Here is a 26689-nt window from a genome sequence, read left to right on the forward strand (position 1 = left end):
AGAAGCTGTTTCGATTCCGACTTTGTGAAATGTTGAATTGGCTCAGATCGAAGCCTATCCCTCCCCGACGCTGAGACGTCGACCCTCCCAAAGGGAGGGTGAGTTACTGTCCCGTAAAAGGCCCATAAACTGAAGATGCCCTCTGAGTCTCCCAAGCACATGGATGCCTCGCGGTCTTGGTCGCTGGCGAAAAAAATCTACGTCTCCGCGGGAGCGTTGTTACTGCTTTTTCTGGCAACAGCAGTCGCCAGTTACTTTGGGTTTGGACGTGTCGAAGAACAATTCTCCCGCTTTGCTGAGTCGAGCCAAGCCGAGTCGCGACTACTTGAGATTGATCTTGATGTCGCTCAACTCGAACGCAAAGTTGCCGCGTTTACGATTACGCGCAATAGCGTAGCTGCTGAAAATATCCGCCAGCAAGCATCCGCTTTACAGGAAAAGATTTCTGACACCTTAACAGCAGAAAATACCGAAGAGGTCGCTCAACGTCTCAAGATCATGCAGGGGCATCTCGCAAGTTACCTTGAGAATTTCGAAACTGTTATCGAGGAACGCGAGCTACGCAGCCAATTAGTCGAGGCAAAGCTACTAAAAGCTACAGATCGGCTCAATGAGTTGATTACGGAGATCATCAATAGCACCACGGAAGACGAGATTGCGTTACGAGCCTCCTTGTATAAAGCACGCATGTCTCTCTCGGTTGCGACTAGCAACGCTCTCCAATTCCTCAACAACCCCGACTCCGACAAGGTTCGCTCCTCGCTCACTGAGTTGGAGAACGCTTCGCAAGAAGTAGCGATGCGGCTTGAAGAGACGGAAAGCGATCTCACGCCTAGTTACGAAGCGATCAAGCAGGGGATGGACGACTTCCAAAAAGATTTCCTTCGGATTGTACAAGCGACACGCGCCTATCTTTACTTGGTGAATGTCGTGATGGCTGGCGATGCGGCGGAGTTCTCCTATCAAGCGAAGCAACTACGCCTAATCAGCCAAACGAAGCTTGCTTCCATTCAAGAGCAAGCCCTCCAAGAGTCAAAGCAAGCCAATCGATTCACTCTAGGTCTCACGGGAGCCGCTTCGCTGCTTGGGCTTGTTATCGCTTGGGCGATTGCGACGAATATCCTCGGCCCGATTCTTGGGATTACCGACACTTTCGTGCGACTCTTGAAGGGTCAAACGGTCGATCAGATTCCGAATTTGGAGAGAGGCGACGAACTCGGCGATCTTGCACGGGCAGCGGATCGACTCAAGGTACAGACTGAAGAAACCAATCGCCTGCTTGCCGAGTCACAGCGTCTGACCGCCGAGTTAGAAACACAAGCCTCTGCCTTGGCAAAGAGCAACGAGGACCTCGACTCGTTTGCCTATGTTGCTTCGCACGATTTGAAGTCGCCTCTACGAGCGATTGATAACGTCTCGAAATGGATTGTTGAGGATGCCGGAGACGTTCTGCCTGAGAAGTCGAAAGAGCACCTCGACATCTTGCGGCAGCGTGTTGGTCGGATGGAAAGCTTACTAGACGATTTGCTCGCCTATTCTCGCGCCGGACGAATGGATGAATTGGCGGAACCCGTCGAATTGCATGAGTTGGTAGAAGAAATCCCCTCGCTGATCGACTGGCCAGCTGACGCCACGCTGAAGATTACCGACCGACTGCCGACGGTTACTGGAGAGAAGACGGTCTTCCAGCGAATTTTTTTGAACCTCGTCACCAACTCGGTGAAATATCGTTCCGAGGAATCATTGCATGTCCAGATAGAAGCGAAAGAATTACCAGACCTCTACGAGTTCAGCGTTGCTGATAATGGCATTGGGATTGCCCCGGAGTATCACAATTCGGTCTTTAAGATGTTCCGACGACTGCACCGCCAAGCCGACATTGAAGGTACTGGTATGGGGCTCTCCTTGGTTCAGAAACTTGTCGAAGCTGGCGGAGGACGCGCCTGGGTCGAGTCTGCCGAAGGCGAAGGGGCGACGTTTAAGTTTACGTGGCCCAAAATAGGCGCTGGCTGTTAGGCGCTGGTTTTTTCGTTAGTTTACCTCAAAACCAGCGCCTATCGCCTAACAACCAGCGCCCAATAGAAAAAACCGCGGGCCAGCTTCCTAAGAAGCCGACCCGCGGTGAAGGGGAATCGATCGTTAGCTAAGCTACGACTGGCGGCTGAGGCAATCGAAACCGCCAGCCGAGCATACTCCTGGTGTCGAAACCTAGTACGTCAGGATCATGTCCATGCCGACGACGTCTTCGTCGATGTCCAGACCTGGAGCCCACGTTTCGCGGTACTCAGGACGGAAGACCAAGTTGTCGAGCAATTTGACGTTCACGCCACTGGTAGCCGAGTAGTACGAAGTTCCGTCGCTCTTCCACCACTCCATGCGACCGCCAAGGCTGACGACATCGTTGAGCGAGTAGAACAGGTATTGGTTGATGCCAAGTTGGTCGTTGCTACCAACGGCATTGCCATTGTCATCGATCGGGTCGATGCCTACGAGGTCCGTTTGGAAGACGTAGTTCAAGCGATCGGTCAGGTTGACATCGATCACGACGCTGTGTGAGTAGCTATCGTCTTGACCACCGTCACGAGCACCGAAGTTGCCGTAAGTGGTGATGTAGGTCAAGCCAATGTTGTCGGTCAGGTCGATACCGAAACCACCAAGGTAGTTGTTACCGCTGTTGGTGTTATCGAAACCAGTGTCCCAACCGAGGGTCCAACCGTTGTACAGGGTGATTCCATCGAATCCGCTGTACGTGGTGAGAACACCGGTGTGGGTAAACGGCTCGCTGTTGAACATGGTCAACGCGTGGCTGTAGAAGAAGTTGTCCGGAGCGGTGACGACTTCGTAACCAACAAGCGTGTAGAAGTGACCAACGATGACGGAGAAGTCGCCCATGGCCAATTCACCGTACAACTGAGGAATCGCCCAGCCGTATTCGCCGTGATCAAGCGAAGCGTCGAACGTACCAAAGCCACGAGTTCCGGCACCTGGGTTACCGAAGGCTTGAGTCTTCTGAGCATCGGTACCATACATGACGTCCGCACGGAAACCCCAGTCGAGGCCGTTGCTGCCGTCTGCTGCTTTGCCCAAGTAAAACCATTGTTGGTGCAGGTTCACTTGGTCTGGCAGGTCGTTGAACGCCAGGGTGTCGTCAAACGCTTGAGAGAGTGGCGTGTTGTTATCATGCCAACCGATTTGAGTCCAGCCGCCGAAGTCGAGGCCAGAATCATCAAGACCGACGAGTCCTGCTAGAGTGAATCCAGCGAGACCAGCTCCGATACCACTGCCGCAAATTCCGCTTCCACATCCAACTCCGTCACCGCAGCAAGCATCGCCACAGCAGGCGTCACCGCAGCAACCGTCGTCGCAGCAGGAATCGCAGCAACCGTCGTCACAGCCGCAGCTTGCTTCGCAGCAGCCGACGGCCTTTACATTGTTGTCATACGACCAAGCGGTCGCCCCTGTCTGAGCTACAGCCGCATTCCCGCTCATGGCGAGGGCTGCAATTCCGACAATCCATGTCCGAATCTTCACAGTTACGCTCCTTCATGCGTCCAATCCCAGTGAGTGAGAACGACTCAGCTCGCCCGTTGGACGTGTGTTGTCGCAAAGCCATTCCCTAAGAACGATCAGGCGTAGGGAACAGCTTCGCCGGGTAAAAAATCCGCCTCGCAATCATCTATCGACGACCGCTTCTGCAAATCGAGAGAACGCATGCACGGTTTGCGGCGAAATTCCCAGCGAATCACGACAAAACTGGTAAACCTTAACGATGGGAGCGGTCGTGATGTGAAGATCGCATGCCGCGCTCGAATTGCTACCGTGTATCTGGTGCTTCGTCTGGGTTCTTATCATTGAAAACAGCCCGCAAAGTTTGCCCGAACTGCGTGATTTGCCGATGGATGTGCGTGAGAAGAAACCGCTAGCCCCAAGCGCAAGCTTTTGGGTTTGAACCCGCGAGCTTGCGCTGGGGGCTAGGAAAGTAACCAATCCGCGTGCCACTGGCTCTGCCAGTGTTTCGGAGTTGTGGCAGACTCGGAATTCCAGTGGGGCAAGAAACATCTGCAAGCACTTGACTAGGGGCAACTGCAAGCTGCTAGAAAACTTGAAGCCAGCTTGCAGGTACGACAACACCAACCGCTTTTGGGAATGTCTTTCCAAGGTAAAGCACTGGCAAAGCGAGTGGCACTCAGGCACTGGGGTTGTCCGTTCGCGAAGAAGATGACGCGACCGAAGACCTGCGGCGGAGAATCTCGCTAGCTGATTCCCCGAGGAGAACTTCTGTTGAGTCATCAGGTGAATAAACGGCGACGACTGAGAAGCCGTTCTCGGCGATTCCCATCTCGATCAGCCCCTGGGCGCCTAAAGCCATCCGGCCCGCGTGTCGCTCGAGCTGGAATCTCATATCACCAAGCCCATCATAAGCGCGGTAAACGACTTCAGTGCACACCATCCGGTGCGAGCAGGTAAAGTCGAAATCGAAGTCGTAGGGTTTCCCCTCGTGGACGATCGCCCTGCAGAACCCTTCGGCGATCTGTTCTTGCGAGAGTTGGGGACGAAGAATCACAACCGAATCGCTAGCTAACGGAGAATCGACTGACCGGATCAGCACCCCGTCTTTCATCGCTTCGAGGACACGGAGTCCATGTGGCCGAGGTGCGTCTTCACGGCAATTATCGAACAGTTCGGTGCGTTCTGCAAAACCTGGGTCGGCCTCGACCGCGATCTTACTCAAATCTTCTCGACAACCTAGATACAAAGCCGCGTGAGGCCAGTAGCCGGGAAGGAAGTAATTCGTGATCGCGAACTCTTTGCGCACAACGAAGACATCCCCTGGCTGCAGATGCTCAATCAACTGCTGGCGGATTTCCTCGGGTACGCAAGGCCGATGTCCGGGCTTGACTGAAACGTCGGCCATCAACTCCGACACGTACTTCTGCACGTGAAATAGCCCTTGGCCGATGAGGTCTCGTCGGAATAGGTTCGCAAAAAAGCGGCCCCAGACGCGAACGCGTGTTTTCAGGTAGGTGGCAAAGGTTGGTCGTAACCGCCTTGATAAGCGATCAGCGATTTTGAATAACGGAGCATAATCCTCAGCAGAAAGTATCTCGGTAAGCTTCGCGCGGCTTGCTAGGTAGTTACGTCGCGCCTGGAGCATCCGCCAAGCGTTGCTGGGCTTGGTGAGCGAATGTTGCACGGTCTCGTATATTCCTGCGGGCACGCCGAGGGTCGGATCAGGCTCGTCGAGTTTCTTCCGGATCGCGGTTGCTTGGTGATAACGATTGCGAAGGAAGATCGCCGCATCGATCAGAACGCCAGCGGCAGTAAACGCGGTGAGAAAGTTGGCTGCTTGCTCAGGGTCGGTCTCTTGAGACGGATCGATATCCCCCGGATCAAGAGCGAGAATGATTTCAAACAGTGCGTTACGGCATTGCCAATAACTGGCCTGCAATTGCCGCATCGCCAGTTCTTCGTTCGGTGTGAGATAGCCACGCTCAACCGCGGCTTCAGTATCGGGCTGGCTGAGTGCACGGTCCTTGAGCTCTTCGAGATAGGAGGCAATCTCAAGGACGGTTGCGGCATGAGAATCGCATACAAGTTTTCGTCCTGGCTTCGCCATTTGATTACTAGACCCGGGATTTATCCCGGGGTTTATGGAAAAACAATGCCATCGACCGAGTAGCAAGGACAACTTACCAACGGGGCCTTACCGAGGTCGAAATAATCCGCGGCTCGTTACGATCTCGGAAGAACGCCGTCGCTTATCAAACTCAACCGCTCGATCGAGTTAATGGATACCTAAGCTTACCCCGTGATAAATCACGGGGCTAATAATTTCGATTGCCAGAAACAGAAATTACGCCGCCTTGCGGCTGTACAACACTGCGTTGCCCTCTTTCCCAACCACATGCAGCGAGCCCGTTTCGCGAAGGCAATACGCCATTCGCTGTGCTGTCCAGCGAGGAACTTTCAACTTCTCAGCCAAATGCCCTGTGTGGAACTTCCGCGGTAAGCGTTTGGGCAAGAACTTTCTCAAGTCGGCGTGGGTCCGAAGCGAATGAATCTCGAGCACATCGGTGAGCAACTGATCCTGCACCACAAAATCACGTTCGCGCCGACGCCGTCGTTTGCCGTGTCCGGGGTAGCGATGCTCCTCCACGGTCACCAGCGGCACGTCGAGAATCAATTTGTTGTGAGGGAAGACCCGCGTGAAGTAAACCAGATGATCGAACACATCGAGTAGCTTCCCACGCTTGGGGCTTCGCCGCCGGCTGACCACCTCGCCGTCTTTGCCATCCAGCTTTACGAGTAGCTTCTCTGCCACGATGGGTTTCACAACACGCACGGTATGCTTCTTCTTGAGCAACTTCGCGATCTTATCGCGGATGGCCGAGAGCGAACCGTGCTGGATCTCGATCAGTTCCCTACCTCGGACCGCATCAATACGAAAGCCATCACATCGCACTTCGTGCTGTGACTCGTCTTCAACGTAATGCCACTTTAGTTGGCGGTGGAGAGAGGTTTCCATGGGATTCCGTTCCCTGGTTTATTTTTTGAACCGCGAAGAGCGTCGCCATCTTGTCATTCCGACAGTCGTCTCAGCGACGGAGGAATCTAGTCTGGACTCTCGTTCGCAGTGACGACGGACGAGTGTGCCAACTGGATTCCTCGGTCGGCGAGACTCCCGTCGGAATGACACGCTAGATGCTATCAACTCGCGTTTGGCGGGGCGATGCCGAAATCTTCGATGGTTAAGAGCGTCGTTAGCTCATATCCCTTTGCGGCAAATGCTTCACGACCCCCTTCCATGCGATCAACGATGGCCAGCACACGGCTGACTTTCAGTCCGACTGCCTCGCAGCGCTCGATTGCTAGCAGCGAAGAGCCACCGGTAGTGACCACGTCCTCGACGATCACCACTTCTTCACCCGACTCGTAGGGGCCTTCAACGAATTTTCCGGTGCCATGCTGTTTCGATTCCTTGCGAACCATGATGCCGCGAAGCGGCGTCCCCTTCACACCAGCGAGTGTAAGAATCGCTGCGGTGATGGGATCAGCCCCGATTGCCATCCCCCCGACCAAGGGCGGCAAGTCGTCGCCCATAAGCTCAAGCATCCCTGCCCCCACCAGCCGCGAGCCCTCGGCCGTCAAAACCGCCTTACGGCAATCAAGGTAGTAACTCGCTTTCTTACCCGAGGCGAGCGTGAACTCACCAAATTGCAGGGCACGATCACGGACGAGTTCGATGAGTTGTTGCTTGTTGTACTTAAGTGCGTCTGACATGTGGGAACGTTGTTAAGCTAGTTGCGATTAGGTTTGGGCCACAGAGGGCACGGAGGTACACAGAGAAATTTGAGAGGACAGCGGATTCAACCTCTTGGTTTCAAACTTTTTTCAGAGCCAACCAACAAGCCTCTGTGCAACTCCGTGTCCTCTGTGGTTCAAAAAAAGAAGCTGAGCAATCGAATCAATTCTCTTCCGTCTCGACTTCTTCCGGCACATACCAGTCTTGCCGGAGCCAGTCGACGATCAGTTCCAGCGATTTGTCATCAAGCTGGTTCAGCAGCTCGTTGTCGTGCGGAGCGAACTTCGGCATGCGGTCGTTCATATCGCCGTAGAAGCGTTCGTCCTCAGGGTTACGGATGAAGTCGGTAAGCCATTGTTTGCTCATATAACCATCGAGGACCGGCGAACCGATATCTTGTTGCTCGCCAAACGAGTGGCAATCGGTGCAGCTCATCCCTTCGGAAACGATGTCCGCGAGGTCGCCTTCCATCAGGGCACGGCCTTCTTCGATAAGCTTTGCATCCTCCGTGTCAGCATCTTTCTGGCGAGTGAGCTTCGCTTCAGCGGAGAGAGCGATCGCGACCTTGTTAAAGGCATCTTCTACTTGCTTGCGTTCCTCACCTTCTAAATCAGCGAAGCAGCCCGTGACGTAGTCGACCATCTCGGGATAGTCCCCCTCAGCGGCAAACGGCGAATCTTTATACCCGAAGTAATGCTTACTGCCAACGAACTCCAGATCGAGCAGCTTCTTGATCCAGTCGCGCGAGCCAACGCCATAGAGGTTCGGAGCGCTTGGCTTGTCATTCACCAACATCTTGTCCAGGTGGCTGAGCTCGCTGACGTCTTTGCTGAGATCCTGATAGTTATGGCAGCTTGAGCAGTTTTGCTTAAAGAGCTTAGGGCCTTGCAAGTAAGGGTCGTTGTAGACGAGTGTCAGCGCGCCGGTGGGGGGTATTCTGCTCGGACCACTTGCGAGCTCGCGCACGCGCTCGGCTTCGTGGTGAGCCTCGATCTTCGCGTTTAAGAAGCTCTCTGAAGCTGCCAGGCGGTTCTTGGCGATTTCGTCCTCACCCTTTTTGATCGCTTCCTTTTCTTCCTCGCTCATGCCACTGGCATAGTAGTCGTCATTGAGCGCTTGCACGGTTAGCGCCACGGCCCCACCGAGGATGACCACTAGCAAAGCCACGTTGAAATAATGCCCGACCTTGCTCTTGCCAATCCACGGCATCAGGAACAGCACCACAAGTATTACCGTGGGGATGACAATCGCACCCCAGATCTCCAGTTCGCCTGGGAACCACTTCAGGAATTGAAAGAGAAACAAAAAGTACCACTCGGGACGAGCGGCGTTGTATGGGCTGGAAGGGTCCGCCGGGGCGGTGAGTTCGGCTCCGCCGTAGTAGACCGTTAGCCCCAGAACAGCAGCCAATACGCCCAAGGCAGCGACACTGTCCTTGAGAACTTGATCGGGCCAAAAGGTTGCATCGGGTGCGTAGGTCTTATCTTTCGCGTGCAAACCGTGCTTGCGAAACAACGCCAGATGCACGGCAAGAAACGCGACCAAAGCGCCCGGCAGCACACCCGCATGCAGAGCAAAAAATCGCGTCAGAGTTTGGTGTCCGTAGCTACTACCACCAATCGCCAACTGTTTGACTTGGTTTCCTACGACGGGTGTCAGGCTAGAAAGCTCAGTCCCCACATTGGTTGCCCAATATCCCTTTTGATCCCACGGCAACAGATAACCTGTGAGTGCCAGCCCCAACACAATCAGCATGAGAATGAGCCCGAGCACGAAGTTCAACTCGCGCGGCGCTCGATAGGCCCCATCCCAAACGACCTGCAGAAAGTGCAACGCGAGCAACACGATCATCGCCTGAGCCATGAAGTGATGGATGCCCCGCAGGACCCAACCCCAGGTCATTTCATTCTGGATGTAGTAAACACTTTCCCAAGCCGTCTGCGTGCTGGGGCTGTAGGCCATCCAGAGGAAGATGCCGGTGATCACCTGCGTCATGAACGCCATGACCAGGGTGCTCCCCCAAACATATCGCCACCGCGCTCCACCGGGGACGCTCTCGTAAAGCGCCTCGTTAACAAGATCACGCACACCGGCGCGATCATCGAGCCAGTCGGTGAGCTTGGAGAGTAATCCGCCTGATTTACTGGAAGTTGCCACGAGCGTTTTCTTGTTAGGGTTTGGGGAATTGCTCTGTTCGTTGCAAACTGTTCTACCCCCGAAGGGGTTTCGTAATTCAGCCCAGGGTTCGATCATCGCGAGCGACAGCGAGTGTGATCGTACCCTGGGTCAGCGTCAACAAACCATAATCGACCGAGTAGCAAGGCATGCATGCAGGAAAACTACAACCGAGGTCGAAATTGGTACGGTCAACCTCTGTCCTTTGCGACCTCGATTAGGTTTCAACGGTACTCAAGCCTTCTTGCTCGGTCGCCTCTTGACGTTCGATCTCGTACCCAGGGTAGGTCAAAGCTCGCTGGGGCTCGCTGTTGACCAACCCTGGGCTATGTGGTGTAACCGCTTCGCGGTAATGTTCAAGAATCACTATGTCGCTAACAGCAACACCGATCATTATCCTATGCCGTTGGGTGCTTCTCTGCGTGTCCCGTTTGGTAATCGATGAACTCAACGTAGACTTCCGTCGCCTCGTTGACGTCGCCCGTTTCAGATTTGATGGCGATGTCTTTCAATTCGACAGGCAGCGAATCCATGTCGCGTGGGGAAACCTCTTTGTCACCACGAACACGACTGCCGTCGAGGTTGAACGAGCTCGTGTGGCAGGGGCATTTGAATGCGGTATCGCCTGGCGTGTAACCGATCTGGCAGCCCGCGTGCGGACACTTGGCGGTAAATGCCGTTGGTACTTTCTCTCCAGAATTGCGGACAAGAAAAACCGCCCCGACTTTGCTCGCTTCGTAGCCGGTCCACGCATCCTGACGATCCGTGATGACGGGAAAGCTGCGAGGCACTCCGTCTTCAGGAACTTGGCTCAAGAGCGCAACACGTACCTTGGGAGACTCTTTTTTCTTAAACAAGGGCGTCAGAAATGAGGCGACACCAGCCGCTATCGGAGTGAGCACGGCTGCCGCCCCAGCAAGAATTGCGGCGATTGCTGTCCGGCGGTCGTTAGGACTATTGGATACAGGTTTACCCATAGATTTCTCTCGTGTCAGTGATGACCAATGTTTTATTCTCCCATGCTCGCGCGCAGAGCGTCAAGCACGGACGATTGGGCTTCTTCGCGGGGCATTGACATCGTGATACCAGCAGCAGCCTTATGACCGCCGCCGCCAAACTGCTCAGCAATTGCCCGCACGTCAAAATCGCCCTTGGCTCGCAGGCTGACCTTTGTTTTCTCTGGTTCTAGCTCAACGAACATGGCAGCCGCTTCAGCCCCGGCGACTGCCAGTTGCATATTGATGGCATCTTCAGTGTCAGTGAGCTGTGCACCGGTTTCCGCGAAGTCTTTCTGAGAGACATATGTCCAGAGGAGCCGTCCTGAGCACTCACTTTTTACGTGATTGAGGATTTTTCCACGTAGGTGCAGTCGGGCAAGGCTATGCTGCTCATAAAGTTTTGAGAAGGTTTCCGGCGGACTTGCTCCAGCGGCAACGAGTTTCGCCAAGGCTTCAAATGCGGGCTCCTTGACTGAGGAGAATCGGAACCAACCCGTGTCGGTAGCGATGGCAGCAAAGAGTGGTGCTGCCATTTCGGGGGTCAGGTCGACTCCTAGTTCTTCGATCAGCTCTAAAATCAGCCGTCCGGTCGCTTCCGCTGTTGCGTCCTTGAAAACGTGCGCGCCGAAATCGTCTTCGCTCACGTGATGATCAATCACAACGCGCTCGCCTTGGAACCCACGCAACACATCCGCCATTGGGCCGAGTTGTCCCCAAGCACTTGTGTCGACGACAACAAACACTTGATGCTGCCGCAAAGTTTCCAGCGGGACCTGCTCAATTTCCTCGACGCGATTCTCTGGGTCCATGAAGGTGATGTGCTGAGGAATCTCATCCCCGTTGATGATCTGCACACGTTTGCCCAAGGATTCCAGAGCGAGTGCGAGACCAAGTTCACTTCCAATCGCATCGCAATCGGCGCGGCAATGACTGGTAATCAGGAACGAGTCGTTCGCTGCGATGAGTTCAACAAGTGGTTGCCAGTTGATCATTCGATAGTTTTCAGTTGTCAGTGTTCAGTTTTCAGTAGCCGGCGAGCTACGCCTCGCCCGGGGTTAATCTTTCAACGATTAAACGCGCTTTCGTAATGTCGCGTTGCAATTGTTCCACAAGTTCTTCCTTCGAATCAAACTTCTCAATCCTGCGGATACGCTCGATGAACTCAACCTCCATCGGCTTCCCGTACAACGCCGCATCGACATCGAGAACGTGAATCTCGACCTTCGTATGATCTTCGCCGAAAGTTGGGTTAGGCCCCAAATGGATCGCAGCCGCGTACCACTGCGGGCCACCATTAATGTCGATGAGCGTTCGTCCCGCGTAAACGCCCTGTGCGGGAAGCAGCGTGTCGATCGCTTCCAGATTGGCCGTCGGAAAGCCGATTTTGGCTCCCCGCCCTGCCCCGTGGGCGACCATGCCACGCAGGCGATACGGCTGGCCCAGTAGTTTCGCCGCCAGGGCAACTTCGCCGTTCGCGATTGCCGTGCGAATTCGAGAGCTGGAGACCAACTCATCGTCGATCGAAACTGGTTCAACCACGTCGAGCGACATCCCGGCGCTGGAGGTCAATTGGTGCAGTTTCTCGATCGTCCCCTCTCGATTCTTACCGAAGTAAAAATTTGGCCCTTCGACCATTGCCTTGGCATCAAGTGCCTCGACAACGATCTGCTCAAAGAATTCTTCGGCGCTAAGTTCAAGGAGAGCTTCATCGGTCGGATAAGCCACGATTTTGAACACGCCGAGTCCTGCGAGCAACTCCGCCTTGCGGGTTGTCCACGTGAGCGGCGGGGGGCACTGCTCAGGGCGGAGCAGTCGCACCGGGTGGGGGTCGAAGGTAAAGACAATCGCCTGCCCGCCAACCTCCTCGGCACGTCGGCGAAGTTGTTCGACGATACGGCGATGCCCCAAATGCACTCCATCAAAGTTGCCAATCGCCACCGCGCCACCCCGTGCAGCGGCAGGAAGCTGGTCGAGATGGCGAATGATAGGCACAGTAGGAGCGGCTTCGATGTGAATGGGTAACGCCTTAGTATCGTAGGTCGTGAAAGGATGGTCAACGTGGGGAAGTTTTCAGTTGTCAGTGTTCAGTTTTCAGTTCAGATGGTCAGGTAGCCCGCGAGCTCGTTTACCTTCTGCTGAAAACTGCTAACTGAACACTGAAAACATGCCCCTCGCTCTGGTATCATATTGATAGAGGCCAGAACTTACGCGCACGGAAGCCCTCGCTCAAAAACTCTTCATGAACGAACAACAGACTTATCTCTCAAAGGACCTCGTACCCCGGTTGGCTGCCATTGACATTGGCAGCAACAGTATTCGCTTGGTCGTGGCGGAAGCCTTAACCGACGGACGCTATCGCATTCTTGACGAAGAACGCGAATCCACAAGGCTTGGTCGCTCCTTAGCCTCCTCGGGAAAGATTGATGAAGAGTCGATGGTCGCTTCGTTGGCCGCGTTGCGCCGCTTCAAGTCGATTGCGGAGGGCTTTGGCATCGAAAGCCAACGCGCCATTGCTACCTGTGCCGTACGTGAAGCGAAGAACGGCCAAGAATTTGTCGAACGTGTCCGCACGGAGTTGGGGCTCGACATCGAAGTCATCACTAGCGAGAAGGAGGCCCACTTCGCCTTCCAAAGCGTTCGACGCCGGTTCGATCTCTCGGGACAGAATACGCTACTAGCCGATATCGGCGGTGGCAGCACGGAGCTTGTTCTCGCCTCGGGAGAACTGATCGAGGGAATCTACGGCACGAAACTCGGAGCGGTACGGCTGACTGAAAAGTTCGGTGGCGGGCAGGCGCTCGCTGGCGACGATTTCAAGAAGATGGTCGATTGGATTGATCGCGAGCTCAAACAAATGACCGAAAAGCCGAGCGCACCGTTGCATATGCTGATCGGGTCAGGCGGAACGTTCACGAATCTCGCGAACATGGTGATGGCGAGCAAAGGACTAGGCCAGTTGTCAGCGGCAGGCTACCAACTGGCACGCGCCGACGTACGTCACTTGGTGGACCGTCTTCGCAAAATGACCGCCAAGCAACGTCGCGAAGTACCAGGGCTCAATCCAGACCGCGTGGATATCATCGTGCCTGGAATCACGATCGTCGACCGAATCATGCGCCGCTTCAAAGTGAATCTCCTGCAGGTTCATGACTACGGAGTTCGCGACGGTCTGCTGCTGACCATGATCGAAAACGGCCAAGGTCCCAGCACGAATGGGCCCCCGAATTACGACGAGCATCTCGACCGCTTTGCGAAGGCGTGCGGCGTGAATCTGGAGCACTCGAAGCACGTGGCTAATTTAGCTGTGCAGATCTACGCGGGGCTGGCGAAGATCTTTGAACTCGACGAACAGGACCTCCCGCTGCTGGAAGCAGCCGGGCGACTGCAGGACGTGGGCTACCTGATCAATTATGAAAAACACCACAAGCATTCCTATCACCTGATTCTCCACAGCCGCCTGGAGATGTTTCGCCCGCAGGACTTACAGATTATTGCCAATGTGGCGCGCTATCACCGAGGCGCTCAGCCCAAAAACAAGCATGCGAACTTCAAGGCTCTGAACGAGTTTGAACAAAAGCGTGTTCGTCAAATGTCCGCTGTGTTGCGACTGGCCGGGGGACTTGATCGCAGCCACAACCAAACGGTCCAATCCGTAGAAATCGAAGGCACCCGGCAGCAGGTGGACCTGCTGGTTTCTGCGAGCGATTACCCCGAAGTCAACCTCTGGGCAGCCCGCCGTCGAGCCGGGCCTTTTGAGAAAATCTTTGAAACCGAGTTGAACGTTCAGTGGGCCGGTAGGACCGAGGCGGCGCCGAGTTAGGGTTATTGTCTCTGTCATTCCGACGGGAGGCTCGCCGACCGAGGAATCCGGCATGCAGTCGGGTACGTCATCAAGGCGAACCAGAGTTCAAGCCGGATTCCTCCGCCGCTGAGACGGCTGTCGGAATGACAAGTGACGCATCATGAAAACATCGCCCAACTCCGTCGTTAACATCGCTGCCTACAAGTTCGTCGATCTCGACGATCTGCCTCGTCGCCGCGCGGAGTTGAAATCACGTTGCCAAGAACTCGATCTGAAGGGAACGATTCTCCTCAGCAAGGAGGGGATCAACATGTTCCTTGCCGGTTCACGCGAGTGCATCGACGCCTTCCTTGCCGAGCTTCGCAGTCAAAGTGAATTCGCGGACCTCGAAACCAAAGAAAGCTACAGCGATCGGCAGCCGTTCAATCGGTTATTGGTCAGGCTCAAGAAGGAGATCATCGCCTTTGGGGTCGACGGGATCGAACCGGCGAAACGCTCTTCGCCCAAGCTGACTGCGAAAGAACTCAAGCAGTGGCTCGATGAAGGCCGTCCGGTGACGCTGCTCGATACGCGCAACGATTACGAGGTCGAGTTAGGCACCTTCGAGAATGCGGTCGACCTGAACATCGATCACTTCCGCAATTTCCCTGAAGCCATCAAGCAGCTGCCTGCGGAGACACGCCAGCAGCCGGTGGTCATGTTCTGCACAGGCGGAATTCGCTGTGAGAAAGCGGGCCCCTTCATGGAGCGGGAAGGCTTTGAGCAGGTGTTTCAACTTGAGGGGGGCATCCTGAAGTACTTTGAGGAGTGCGGGGGCGATCATTACGACGGAGAGTGCTTCGTCTTCGATCAGCGGGTAGCACTTGATCCCGAACTGCAAGAAACGGCTACCACCCAGTGTTACGTCTGCCAGCATCCCTTAAACGAAGTCGATCAGTCAGTCTCAAGCTATGTCTTCGGGAAGCATTGCCCGTACTGCTACTCAGATTTCGTCGCCCAACATCGCCAGAGCCTAGCAGTCCGTGAAGCGCGCATCGCTCAGTTGGCGAAGAGCCTTCCGGGAAGCACGCCCTACGATCATATTCGCCCCCTGAATATCCCCAAGCGATTCGACCAAGCTACGCTGCTCGACACGCTTGACGGATTGCATCCGCATGTTGGCCGCGACGAGTGGCAGCGGATGTGTGAGATCGGCCACGTGACGTTCGAAGATCACGAAAAGCAAGAACACCCCGTCGATCCGCAACAAATTGTCCGAGCAGGCCAGCGTTACAACCGTCACGTCCCGGCGATGGTCGAACCGGACGTGAACGCCGATGTTCGCCTGCTTCATGAAGATGAGTCAATCGTCGTCATCGAAAAACCGGCTCCCTTGCCCATGCACTCCGGCGGGCGGTTCCATCGGAACACGCTGAGTTACTTTTTGGAAGAAGTTTACGCACCGCAGCGATTGCGAATCGTCCATCGCCTCGACGCCAACACGACCGGCGTGGTCGTCTACGCACGGACGCGGGCCGTTGCTCAAGCGTTACATGCCCAGTTTGAAGCCGGCACCGTTGAGAAAAAGTACTTGGTCCGCGCGCAAGGACATATCTCCGAGGGCAAGTTCACGATCACCACGCCGATCGGCAAGGAACCGGTTCAGGCAGGCCTGCGTTTGCCCGACCCTGATGGTCTCGCCGCCGAGACTCAATTCAAAGTCCTCAGCCGCGACGGCGAAGGCACCTCCAAACCGACAACGCTGCTAGAAGCCCGCCCCGTGACCGGTCGCACCAACCAAATCCGCATCCACCTCTGGAAAATGGGCCACCCGGTGTGCGGCGACCCGGCCTACTTGCCGGAGAAGCGACTCGGGGGGATGCAGACCCTAGCCGTCGACGAGCCGCCACTTTGTTTGCATGCACAGTGGCTTAAGTTTCAGCATCCTGAGGATGGCGAAGACTTTTGGGAGGAAGCGGGCGAGCCGGGGTGGACCTAGCCCTATGTCATTACAACCCAGGGTTAGTTAGACGAGAAATATTATTGCAAATCAAATATCAGACACGTGAGAAACTCAACATGACTGATGAACAAGCGGATTACATTTCGCTGGAAGTCTCCCTGGATGGAGAACAGTTGTTCCTTTCAGGTGATACTGCCGGCTTGCAACGAATGCGTAATTATCTTGACCGCTTAATCGCTAACACGAACGACGGCAAGTTTGAACATATTCATCTCATGACGCCTGAGTGGGGTGGAGAGGAGCTATCTAGCACGCAATTTTTTCGCGACAGTACTCTGATTCATCATGCAAAAATCTATTGTGTCAAAGGCACCGTTGAACAGACTTAGCGTACGACTTCTCGCGACTAAATCTTGTCGTACAAACGCCCTCTACAGCAACTCGTCGAGTTCATTCACCAACGCTTCAAACTTCTCCAGCGCCGTCCGCACTGGCTTCGGCTTCGTCATATCCACGCCGGCATCCTTCAACAAATCGAGCGGGTCTTTCGAGCAACCGCCTTTGAGGAACGAGAGATAGTCGTCGAGTTCCTTCTCGCCACCGTTCACGACGCGCTCACTCAAGGCAATCGCTGCTGAGAGGCCCGTGGCGTATTTGTAGACGTAGAACGCCCGATAGAAGTGCGGGATGCGAAAAGCTTCCAGCTTCAGTTGCTCATCGATAGCAAAGTCAGGGCCGAAGTACGCGGAGAGCAATTCGCCGTAAACGTGTTTGAAGCTCTCAACAGTCAGCGGCTCGCCCGCTTCGGCCATTTCGTGGGTGATCTTCTCGAACTCGGCGAACATCGTCTGCCGGATGATCGTGCCGCGGATGGCGTCGATGTCGCGATTGATGAGGTAGGCCCGTTCTTTGTCGCTCTTCGCCTCGCTCATCAACTGACGGCTGAGGAGTTGCTCGTTGAACGTGCTGGCCACCTCGGCGACGAAGATCACGTAGTCGTAGTAAATGTAGGGTTGATTGCCAGCCGAATAGTAGCTGTGCATCGAGTGCCCCGCTTCGTGCGTCAGCGTGAAGACGTGATCTAGTACTGCAGGCTGATAATTCATCAGAATAAACGGCGCGGCGTCGAACGTGCCACAACTGAACGCGCCGCTCTGCTTGCCTCGGTTGGGATAACGGTCGCACCAACGATCCGTGGTGAGGCCTTTCTCCAGCACCTCGCAATATTGATAGCCCAACGGCGTGAGCGAACGCATCACCACATCAACGGCTTGCTTCCAAGTGCGCTTCTGGTCTAAGTCGCTGAGGATCGGCACGTAGGTATCGTAGTGGTGGATCGACTTCAGCTTCATCTTCCGCTTGCGGAGATCGTAGTACCGATGCTGCACGGGCAGCTTCTCGCGCACGGCTTTAATGAGGTTGTCGTAAACGCTCGCCGGGACATTGTCCGGGAAGAGCGCCGCCGCGCGAGCGCTTTCATGATTGCGCGCTTTAGCGTAGTAGACATCGCGTTGGATCGAACCGCTGAGCGTTGCCGCCAAAGTATTCTCGTGCCCCTGGAACACCTCGTAATATTGATGGAACGCCTGCTTGCGGACGCTTCGCTTCGGGGAGTGCAGCATCGCCGAGAACGAGGAGTGCGACAGCTCGATCGATTGCCCCTGGGCATCGTCCATCATGCCGAACTTGAGATCCGCATCCGTGAGCTGCCGAAACGCTTGGTTCGAAGCGTCCGACATTTCGCTCTGCATCGCGAGCAGGCGTTCTTCCGCGTCGCTCAGCGTATGCGGTCGGTAACGAGCCACGCGTTCAAGGACAAGCTTGTAGGGCTGTAACTCTTTCGCTTTGATAAGCTTCTGGAACTTCGTCTTGGGGATTGCCAGGATCTCCGGCCGAATGTAGCTGGCCGCCTGTCCTGCTTCGCTAGCCGCGTGCTGAAAACGGGCGACCATCGCTTGGTAATCGCTGTTGGATTGGTCTTCGGTCGTCCTGAGAAACGCGTAGGTGCCGATCTTTTCGCCCTCTTGATCGAAATCCGCATCAAACTGCAAACAGGCGGCTAACTGCTTCGCGCTCTTTGCCAAGGTGCCGCGGAAAGTGTCGAACTTCTTAGCCGTCCGCTTCCACTTGGTGAAGGCTTTCTCCCAAGCCTGATCGTTGGGGAAGAGCGTTTCGAGATTCCACGTGTCCGCTTCCTTCACCTTGGAACGGGGAGGCAAGGTCTTGGGGCGGGGTTTGCGTTTGGTTTTGGTGGCGGCCATTTATTCTTTAACCACAGAGGCACGGAGGACACGCAGAGTTCGTTCGAGGGTTGATTCTCTCGCAAAGGCACCATGACATCTATTGATCGCGGCGCGAAGTGGTCGCAGCGCAAAGTGGGTATGCCGAGGGATGAGGCATACCCTGCAGAAGTACCGCGAAGCGGTTACACAAAATAGCCCAGGGTTGGTCAACGGCGAGGCCCAGCGAGCCTTGACCTACCCTGGGTACACGATCAAAAGCCATGAGCGACCGAGCGAGAAGTTATGAGAACCAGCGGCACACGAACGAGGTCGCAACAGGCCGAGGCAGAACCTTTCCCGTTTCGACCTCGATGACGCTTTTCGGTACTCGCGTCTTGCTACTCGGTCGATTCTTGTTGTTGTCTTTTGACCCAGGGTAGGTCAAAAGCTCGCTTAGGCTCGCTCTTGACCAACCCTGGGCTATAGGATGAAACCGCTTCGCGGTAGTGATCGAGAATCGTGGCATGGACTTCTTGAGCAAGGAATCCAGCGCGGTGCAAGCACCCGCGGCGAAACCTCTCTGCAAAATCTCCGTGTCCTCCGTGCCTCCGTGGTTCAAAAAAGGACCACAGCAAGCTCACCAACGCCAGGCGATCGTGCCCCAGGCGAGGCCTGCGCCGAAGCCGCTCATAAGGATGGAATCGCCGCTTTTGATGCCGCCGGCGCGGAGGGTTTCATCCAAGGCGAGCGGGATACTGGCGGCTGAGGTGTTGCCGTAGCGGTCGATGTGCTTGACGACACGTTCGCGGTCGATGCCGAGCGCCTGGACGGCGGCGTCGAGGATGCGCTCGTTGGCTTGGTGGAATAAGTAGCAGCCGATCTCCGTGCTGGCGAGGCCCGCGTGGTCGAGCACTTGCTTCACGTTCTCTTCGACAAGCCGGACCGCCCATTTGAACACCGGGCGGCCATTCATCTGCAGGTAGTGATTGTTATCCGGTGGCACGCCAATTGTGCAGGGTTGTTTCGAACCTCCTTGCGGACGATAAAGCAATTCCGTACCGCTGCCATCAGAGCCAAGCGTGTAGGACAACGCCCCCTGCTCCGCACTTCCTTTGGTGAGCAATACCGCACCGGCACCGTCACCGAAGATCGGATAGATTTTTTTATCTTCAGGATCGACAATCCGCGAGTTCGTGTCGGCGCCAATCACTAGCGCGTACTTGCTGCAACCAGTGGCGATAAACTGCATCGCCGTGATCAGCGAATAGGTGAAGCCTGCACAAGCAGCCGAGACATCCATAGCCGCACAGTTAAGGCCCAGACGGTCTTGCAAAGTGGTAGCGGTCGCCGGAGCTAAACGATCAGGCGTGAAGGTGCCGAGCGTGAGCAAATCGACTTCTGCCGGATCGACTGCCGCGGCTTCCAAACAACGCTTGGCCGCTTCCAGGGCCATGTCGCCGGTGCTCATATCTGCTGGAGCATGGCGGCGTTCGCGGATGCCGGTCCGCTGGATGATCCACTCCGCGTCGCAACCGAGCCGGGCAAGGTCGTCGTTCGTGACGACGTTGTCGGGCACAAAACTCCCCGTGCCGACGATCCGCACCCCCATCAATGAGCGCAACGGTGCGCCGCCGATCGACGGTCTGGCGTCACTCATGGCGGGAACCTCAGTTGCGGAGGGTAGGAGCGGGGGATTAGGGAAGGCGGGGCATGCTAGCGCCAAGCGATGCAGGGTACGGCAGAACGGCGATTCTTACAAGGCGAGGCATACACTCCCGCAAAGGAATCACTCTTCGGGAATCACCCGCCACTGTTCTATCAGGGCCAAACTCCCCGATTGATTCAGTTGCGGCCAAGCGACGACAACGGCAATCTTCATTGCTGGGCCGCCTTCGCCCGACAAGCGGTAGGCCGCAGAAAGCTGACGGGACGATCCTTTCGCGACGGGGGCAAGGGGCTCGCCAAAGGGCTCGATTCGCAAAGTCTCGCCCAGTTGTTGTGCACGTTTCGTGACAGGATCTCCACCCAGGTTGTTCAACATGGTATTGCGAGCCTGTTCGGCAGTCGGCGGCGGTGCGTCAGGAGAGTTGGGGGGCGGAATGAGACTCATGGACGCTTTGCGCGTTAGCAACTGCATCGAATCTTCAAGCTGACCTTCTGAGAGCATCTCAACCCACGCGGTCACGGTTTGCTCAGCTTGCTGGTTGAAGAGGCGTGTCGTGACCGCATTTCGCGCGTAAGCAGCTATCCCCAGCACGATTGCGAGCACAAGTCCCCAACGTGCCAGCGACGCGCCCGCTAACTGTTCGGGCTTCTGCTCGATCTGCCAAATCGCAAACAAAGAGAAAGCCGCTGCCAGAACTGCGACTATCCAAAAACTGGACGACACTAACGCAAGCGACGAGAGCAATCCACCTAGAAAAGCGATGACTGCTACAGGGCTAAGTCGGCGGTAGTGGTCGGCGGTTTCGAGTTCAGAATCCATTGTTCGGCTCGGTTTAAGCTGATCGCCACGACGACTGTCTCAGGCTAGCTTCATGCCTGCTCATATTCACTTAGTTGAACTCAGCAGCATCGTTCGTGGTCGCCTTGAGAATCTGATAAGCAGGGCGGACTGAGTAATCGAGCATCGACTTTTCCCAATCCTTTATCTTTGCAGGATCCCAAACCCCTGCTGCCCTCGGTCCGAAATAGATGGTCACTGTGAGGAAACTCGTAAAAACGACTGCCACGCCTAAACCCATCAGGGGCCCAGCAATCATTTCGAGTTGAGGGATAAATCGCACCCGCACTCGCGAGGCTCGTCTGGCGAGCTCTTTCAGGATCAGCATCACTGCAAAAAAGACGACCCATTGACCCGCGAAGATAAAGTACCAGAGATACTGATCGTCGGTATCTGCTTGCTCGAAGCCCCACATTCCCAAAGGAAGTCCCATCACGAGCGCCGAAGGAATGCTGATCAGCAAACAAAGTAATGAAATCGTATTACTCCAAAGACCCTCGCCAACGGTCATCGCAACACCTGCGAAGAAGACAAAGATCAGTAGTACACAAACGTAAAGCATGATTCTCAACCCCTGGCTTGCGCCAGGGGCTACTTGATTGATTTAGCAAACTGATTACTTCAGGACACGCATGATTTCAGGCAGCGAGGTCACGCCCTTGGCAACTAGCAAGATAGCCTCTTCCTGCAAGGATCGCTGCCGCGTGGCGCGGGCTGCCTTTCGAAGCAAATCCGCATCGGGCTTCTTGAGCAAGACCTCTCGCATCTTATCGTTCACTTCAACGAGCTCGAAAATGCCAGTCCGACCTGCGTACCCTAGACCTTGGCAATCGGGACAGGGCTTGTCGGACTCGAGCTCCTCCGGCTTGGGTGGGCGGAACAACTGCTCGACTTTGCCAACCGGGATGCCGAGCTTCTTCAGCACCGCAGGAGCGGGGACGTAGCCGACCCGACAGGTTGGGCAGAGCTTACGAACGAGCCTTTGATACAAGACTCCAGTGACATGCTTGGCAAACAGCTTGTGAGGAACTTTGGCTTTCAGCAAGCGGAGTAAAGCGTCCGCTCCGTCGCGTGCGGCAATCGTAGTGATGACCAAACGCTCGTCAGCCACTTCGTCCATTAGAAGCTTCGTCGCCTCCGCGTCGGTAAAGTCGCGCATCACGTAAACATTCGGATACGTCCGAATCAAGTCGGGCAGGATCGTGGCGGCGGTTTCTCCCTTCGCCGGGTCGAATTGGTTGACGCTGACATTCTGGATATCTGCTTCCAGCTTGTTTGCGGGTTCAATCGAAACAAAGTCTCGCATCAAGCGATCCGTTTCGCCGATGGAAACGTCTGTGATCGTCGTCAGCCCGCCACCAGGCATCGTTGAGAAAACGAGCAAGCCTTGATCGCGCGCCATCAACTCCGACCACTTCTCCTTGAGCCCCTCGCGGATCCCCAGTTCGTCGTACGTTGTATAAGTGGCCTTCTTCCCGACGAAGTCCAAGACAACCCGTTCTCCGGATTTCGTACCTTCACTCGCAAACTTGACGAGAAAGCTCTTGCCCTCATACTTGGCGCCAAACTGGCTCTTTTGCTTCTTCCGGCGTTCTTTCACATCTAGGTTAGCGAGCGTTTTCATCACGGCTAGCAGCACATCACCTGACTCACGATCTTTGGGCTCGCCTGAATGCCACATGCCGTCTATTTCATGCCGCGAGTTCACCGCTTGCTGGGTGTAATCGAGCATCACTCGATCGGCCCGACGGCTGATGGTCTCAACAACCAGATCTTTCAAAAGTAGATAGCCGGGCGACTGCCTAGCAGTCAATAAGTTGGCGTTGTCGGCGTTGGCATCCTCTGCCCCCATTGCGGAGAGATCGACCGCGGCACCGAGCTCGTACTGTGCCTTGCGTTCGGTGTCGATCTTCACGCCTACCTTGCCCATGACTTCAGAGAAGGCGAACCGCCACCACTCGCGCGTCAGAACGGTTTGGTGTTTCTGGACCGATCTATTGTGCCGGATAATGTAGGGAATAGCTGTTGCCAACATGGGCAACAGGAGGATAGGCAGACGCACAAAGTTCGGCATCGGAATAAAGAACAGCCCAATAGCAAGCAATGCAAACGGGAAGAAGATGATCGGGTTCCACTTGTGCCAACCCAATTTGAAGATCTGAGAGTCTCGATTCACCCAATCGGTAAAGCCAACCCATGAAATCAGGATCGCAGAGAAAGAAATTAACGGGATCAGCCACAGCCACTTCCCGTTGCCTAGTTCCCCCACCATTTTTCCCATGCCTTCGTAATACTTCTTCTGCATCTTCGGTTGCAGTTTCTTGAAGGCAGCTTCTTCCGCGGCGGCTGCTGCTTTTTCCGCCTTCTTCTCTGCATCGTCTTTGGCATAAGTGCATGCGGGAGTTAGCACGGTACCCGTGCCAACCACCAACAGAAGGAAAACTAACCACAGTTGCCGCATTACATGATTCCAGGTTGTTTGACCGAGATGCCTTTAAGGGCCATCTTGAGTTCTTCAGGGTTGGGGGCGACTTCGAGAGCCACCGTGCGGTCGATCAGCTTGTCATCGACCAGTTGCTTGAGGCTTTGCGTAAAGGTCTGCATGCCATCTTCGATGCCGACACTGATCGCACCGCCAAGCTTGGCATCTTGTTCTTCCATGACAAGCTTTCGCACTGTGGGCGTGAAGCGCATGATCTCGACCGTCGGCACCCGACCGACGCCGGGCTTGATGCTTTTCAGCAACTTCTGAGCGACGATGCCCTTCATGTTCATCGCGATCGCGCTACGCAACGCACCGTGCATGTCTTGTGGGAAGAGGTCCAAGATACGACCAATCGTCCCTGGGGCACCGCTGGCGTGGATGGTCCCGAACACCAAGTGACCGGTTTCCGCCGCGTGGATGGCGGTCATAAAAGTTTCTTTGTCACGCATTTCGCCCACGAGCATGATGTCGGGGTCTTCACGCACGGCATGCTTCATGCCGACTTCAAAGTCGATGACGTCGAGGCCGATTTCGCGCTGGTTGATCAAGCACTTGTCTTCGGTGAAGACAAACTCAATCGGGTCTTCCAGCGTGAGAATATGTTTACGGTAGTTTTGATTGATCCAGTTAAGCATCGAACCAATCGTGGTCGTCTTGCCTGAACCGGTCACCCCAGCCAGCAGCACCATGCCCTGGTCGTACTTACAAAGCTCGACCATCGAAGACGGCAAGTGCAAACCTTCGAAGTCGGGAATCCAACTGTTCACGCGACGAGCAACCAAACCGATGTGGCCTAGCTGTTGTAGCAAGTTCACGCGGAACCGCCAATTCGTGCCGTCAACCTCGATCATGTGCGCGAAGTCAGCCCCGCCGTCGTGATCGAAGATCTTGCGGTTGCGCTCGGTCATCATCGGAAAGCAGAGGCGGACCATTTCCTCGTCGTCCATCGGCCCGCGATTCATCGGGCGTAGCGTGCCGTCGATCCGAACCATCGGCGGATTGCCCACCTTGAGGTGCAAGTCGCTCGCTTCCAGCTTGACACAAGCGCGGAACAGCTTGTCGATCTCGAGTTCCTTGTGGACCGAGACAAAACTATCGTAGTCCTTCGAGCTAATCGAGCTCTTCTGTGCGTTGGTTGATGATGACATGGTTGTGCTCCTCGTACGACTAAGCAACAAGTTGCGCTGGTGGCAAGCGAACTGGGACACCCGCCTCGGCCATGATCTGCTTGGTTTCTTGAATCGTAAACTCACCGAAGTGAAAAATACTGGCAGCCAGTGCCGCGTCCGCTTTGCCGATCGTGACCGCGTCGGCCAAATGCTTCGGGTGCCCTGCCCCACCGCTGGCGACGACGGGGATCGAGACGGACTCACTCACTGCAGCGGTCATTTCTAAGTCGTAGCCATCCTTGGTACCATCGGCGTCCATACAAGTGAGGACAATCTCTCCGGCCCCGAGCGACTCAACTTTCTTCGCCCACTCCAAAGCATCTAATCCTGTGGGGACGCGACCGCCGTTGATGAACACCTCGAACCGCTGGTTACCTTGTTCGTCGGTAACGCGCTTCGGGTCGATATTCACTACCGTGGCACAACCGCCAAAAGCACGGCTGATTTCGGTGATCAGTTCTGGGGTTCTTACCGCGGCGGAGTTGATGCTCACTTTTTCAGCCCCGGCCTGGATAAGCTGACGGGCGTCCTCCAGCGTGCGGATGCCCCCGCCCACCGTAAACGGCATGAAGATCTGCTCCGCCACACGCCGGACCATTTCCCGCATGATGTCGCGGCCCTCGTGGCTAGCGCAGATGTCCAGAAAAACGAGCTCATCGGCTCCGTCACGCTCGTACCGTGCTGCTACCTCAACCGGATCGCCCGCGTCGCGGAGATTCACAAAATTGGTTCCCTTGACCACCCGCCCACGATCGACGTCCAAGCAAGGGATGACACGTTTAGCGAGCATGGTCGAGAGGCGAGAGGTTAGGGGCACGAGCCGTCAGGCGTCAGCCATCGGGTAATTCGATCGTCAGGCCAATAATCGCCCGAAGTTCCGTAATCCTCTTAGCTTAAGTAGCCTACCGGGGTGGGTCAACTAGATGGGCGGTCGTCGGGGTTGTAATGAATAGACGGGAAGCAATTTCCGAGAGATCAAACGGTGCCATTCATCTAAGCAGAAATCCCTCGGGCACTTTCTCTAGCCGAACTCCCGCAACATCGCCTGGGCTCGTTTCGTATCATCCACCACGGCCAGCATGATCGACTCAAGCGGTCGTGGCTCCAGTCGAGCGAGGTTCATGAGCGTTGTTGGAAGGTCTTGCTGATCGGGCATCGCAGCAAGAAAACGACGCCACATTTCCGACCCTGCTTGCAGCATCCAGGTCTCATATTCCAACTGATCAGCTTCCTCGGTTACCTTTCGGTACATGTCGTCATCGAGTTCATTAAGTCCGTGAAGACAAACGAGCTCGGCGATTCCCTTGGTAAGCTCGTGCATGACCAATGGTAACGTCCAAGACTTTGCTACCACTTGGAACTGGTCCCTACGGCGGACAACTCCTCCATAGCCGATAGCCGCGGCTCGCGCAGCCTTACCCATAACAGTTCTGGGAGTGTGCAGGTTTCCGAAGGCGACATCAGTAGTCAGATGAGCCTCCAGTCGGTCCTCGGGTATTCCCCACATTTCGGAGTTGGCGCGTTCACAAAGTCTTGCCAGCTCTGGTTTCAGCTTCCGCTCCGACCACAGCATCATCAAGAACAACCAAACTTGCTGTGCATAATGTAAGCCAGGAATCGCGATCACCCATTTCTTCCAGCCACGAGCCACAAGATACCGCTTCGATTCCTTCCACAACAACTTACCGCGTGTCGCGAGAAGGCGATGATGGTAGAAGGGGTGCTTTGGCTTGTGTGTGCGGTTCCAAAACCATGTCGGGAGCCCAAAAACTATAGCCGGATCGCCCCAAAAATAGATCAACGCGAAACTCACCGAAAGCGTATCGTATCGCCGAGTGATCCCTCGCTTGAGACTCTCAAGTTCACCTTTGACCAAATGATGAGACGTTAGAAACGAATGCATGGCAGCACCTTGAATCAATAGATTCAGGGTCAGCCGCTTATTCGTCTGCTGTCGCAACTCGTCGTGAGAAAATTCGTTCTCTGCCGGATCTGCGTTAAACACAATAGCGGGATGATCGAGAAAGAGCCTTGGGTTGGGGCTCGGGTCTGTGATCTGGCCAATCAGGATTGAAGGGATCGAGGTTTGG

21 protein-coding genes are annotated in these 26689 nt (G+C 55.3%); 4 read left to right on the top strand and 17 right to left on the bottom strand.

The features are described from left to right. The first annotated feature begins 135 nt into the window (after positions 1–135). A complete protein-coding gene (locus RIB44_14830) occupies positions 136–2016 on the top strand; it encodes an ATP-binding protein (GenBank protein ID MEQ8617845.1) in 1881 nt (626 codons plus the stop codon). A 192-nt stretch (positions 2017–2208) separates the two neighbouring features. On the opposite strand, the gene RIB44_14835 is transcribed toward RIB44_14830, so the two are convergent. The 9 genes from RIB44_14835 to RIB44_14875 all read right to left on the bottom strand — a co-directional run bounded on the left by RIB44_14835 (position 2209) and on the right by RIB44_14875 (position 12468). After that, the gene (locus RIB44_14835) at positions 2209–3531 is read right to left on the bottom strand and encodes an outer membrane beta-barrel protein (protein MEQ8617846.1); all 1323 of its coding nucleotides are present in this window, start codon (positions 3529–3531) and stop codon (positions 2209–2211) included. Positions 3532–4186: 655 nt separating this feature from the next. Beyond that, positions 4187–5617: a YiiX/YebB-like N1pC/P60 family cysteine hydrolase gene (locus RIB44_14840; protein MEQ8617847.1), complete on the bottom strand. Its 1431-nt coding sequence runs from the start codon at positions 5615–5617 to the stop codon at positions 4187–4189. A gap of 237 nt (positions 5618–5854) precedes the next feature. Next, positions 5855–6526 carry a hypothetical protein gene (locus RIB44_14845; protein MEQ8617848.1) on the bottom strand — a complete coding sequence of 224 codons (672 nt, stop codon included), beginning with the start codon at positions 6524–6526 and terminating at the stop codon, positions 5855–5857. A gap of 182 nt (positions 6527–6708) precedes the next feature. After that, a complete protein-coding gene (gene pyrE / locus RIB44_14850) occupies positions 6709–7281 on the bottom strand; it encodes an orotate phosphoribosyltransferase (GenBank protein ID MEQ8617849.1) in 573 nt (190 codons plus the stop codon). A 184-nt stretch (positions 7282–7465) separates the two neighbouring features. Continuing rightward, a complete protein-coding gene (locus RIB44_14855) occupies positions 7466–9460 on the bottom strand; it encodes a cytochrome bc complex cytochrome b subunit (GenBank protein ID MEQ8617850.1) in 1995 nt (664 codons plus the stop codon). Between the two features lie 235 nt (positions 9461–9695). Beyond that, the gene (locus RIB44_14860; GenBank protein MEQ8617851.1) at positions 9696–9872 is read right to left on the bottom strand and encodes a hypothetical protein; all 177 of its coding nucleotides are present in this window, start codon (positions 9870–9872) and stop codon (positions 9696–9698) included. A gap of 4 nt (positions 9873–9876) precedes the next feature. Beyond that, positions 9877–10455, bottom strand: a complete 579-nt coding sequence (locus tag RIB44_14865) for a Rieske (2Fe-2S) protein (protein MEQ8617852.1) — start codon at positions 10453–10455, stop codon at positions 9877–9879. Between the two features lie 32 nt (positions 10456–10487). After that, positions 10488–11468: a bifunctional oligoribonuclease/PAP phosphatase NrnA gene (locus tag RIB44_14870; protein ID MEQ8617853.1), complete on the bottom strand. Its 981-nt coding sequence runs from the start codon at positions 11466–11468 to the stop codon at positions 10488–10490. A 46-nt stretch (positions 11469–11514) separates the two neighbouring features. After that, the gene (locus tag RIB44_14875) at positions 11515–12468 is read right to left on the bottom strand and encodes a bifunctional riboflavin kinase/FAD synthetase (GenBank protein MEQ8617854.1); all 954 of its coding nucleotides are present in this window, start codon (positions 12466–12468) and stop codon (positions 11515–11517) included. Positions 12469–12715: 247 nt separating this feature from the next. Here RIB44_14875 and RIB44_14880 point away from each other — a divergent pair, with 247 nt between their 5' ends. The 3 genes from RIB44_14880 to RIB44_14890 all read left to right on the top strand — a co-directional run bounded on the left by RIB44_14880 (position 12716) and on the right by RIB44_14890 (position 16609). After that, on the top strand, positions 12716–14296 hold the full coding sequence (locus RIB44_14880; GenBank protein ID MEQ8617855.1) for a Ppx/GppA phosphatase family protein: 1581 nt from the start codon (positions 12716–12718) through the stop codon (positions 14294–14296). Between the two features lie 142 nt (positions 14297–14438). Next, entirely contained in the window at positions 14439–16256 is a 1818-nt protein-coding gene (locus RIB44_14885) for a sulfurtransferase (protein ID MEQ8617856.1), read from the top strand. 80 nt (positions 16257–16336) lie between these two features. Continuing rightward, a complete protein-coding gene (locus RIB44_14890) occupies positions 16337–16609 on the top strand; it encodes an Imm32 family immunity protein (protein ID MEQ8617857.1) in 273 nt (90 codons plus the stop codon). 42 nt (positions 16610–16651) lie between these two features. Here the strand turns inward: RIB44_14890 and pepF are convergent, their stop codons facing one another. From pepF to RIB44_14930, 8 genes are all read right to left on the bottom strand, one after another. Continuing rightward, a complete protein-coding gene (gene pepF / locus RIB44_14895) occupies positions 16652–18481 on the bottom strand; it encodes an oligoendopeptidase F (protein ID MEQ8617858.1) in 1830 nt (609 codons plus the stop codon). 598 nt (positions 18482–19079) lie between these two features. Beyond that, positions 19080–20099, bottom strand: a complete 1020-nt coding sequence (locus RIB44_14900) for a beta-ketoacyl-ACP synthase III (protein ID MEQ8617859.1) — start codon at positions 20097–20099, stop codon at positions 19080–19082. A gap of 129 nt (positions 20100–20228) precedes the next feature. Then, on the bottom strand, positions 20229–20927 hold the full coding sequence (locus RIB44_14905) for a hypothetical protein (GenBank protein MEQ8617860.1): 699 nt from the start codon (positions 20925–20927) through the stop codon (positions 20229–20231). A gap of 70 nt (positions 20928–20997) precedes the next feature. Then, on the bottom strand, positions 20998–21507 hold the full coding sequence (locus RIB44_14910) for a hypothetical protein (protein MEQ8617861.1): 510 nt from the start codon (positions 21505–21507) through the stop codon (positions 20998–21000). Positions 21508–21561: 54 nt separating this feature from the next. Continuing rightward, positions 21562–23406 (bottom strand): ATPase, T2SS/T4P/T4SS family, encoded by a 1845-nt coding sequence (locus RIB44_14915; protein ID MEQ8617862.1) that lies wholly within the window; start codon positions 23404–23406, stop codon positions 21562–21564. Further along, positions 23406–24578 carry a PilT/PilU family type 4a pilus ATPase gene (locus tag RIB44_14920; GenBank protein ID MEQ8617863.1) on the bottom strand — a complete coding sequence of 391 codons (1173 nt, stop codon included), beginning with the start codon at positions 24576–24578 and terminating at the stop codon, positions 23406–23408. Before RIB44_14920 ends, RIB44_14915 begins: the two co-directional genes overlap by 1 nt. Before the next feature lie 19 nt (positions 24579–24597). Next, on the bottom strand, positions 24598–25389 hold the full coding sequence (hisF, locus tag RIB44_14925) for an imidazole glycerol phosphate synthase subunit HisF (protein ID MEQ8617864.1): 792 nt from the start codon (positions 25387–25389) through the stop codon (positions 24598–24600). A gap of 231 nt (positions 25390–25620) precedes the next feature. After that, positions 25621–26604 (bottom strand): hypothetical protein, encoded by a 984-nt coding sequence (locus tag RIB44_14930; protein ID MEQ8617865.1) that lies wholly within the window; start codon positions 26602–26604, stop codon positions 25621–25623. Positions 26605–26689 lie beyond the last annotated feature (85 nt).

The sequence above is a fragment of the Lacipirellulaceae bacterium genome (assembly GCA_040218535.1).
GTDB lineage: Bacteria > Planctomycetota > Planctomycetia > Pirellulales > Lacipirellulaceae > Adhaeretor.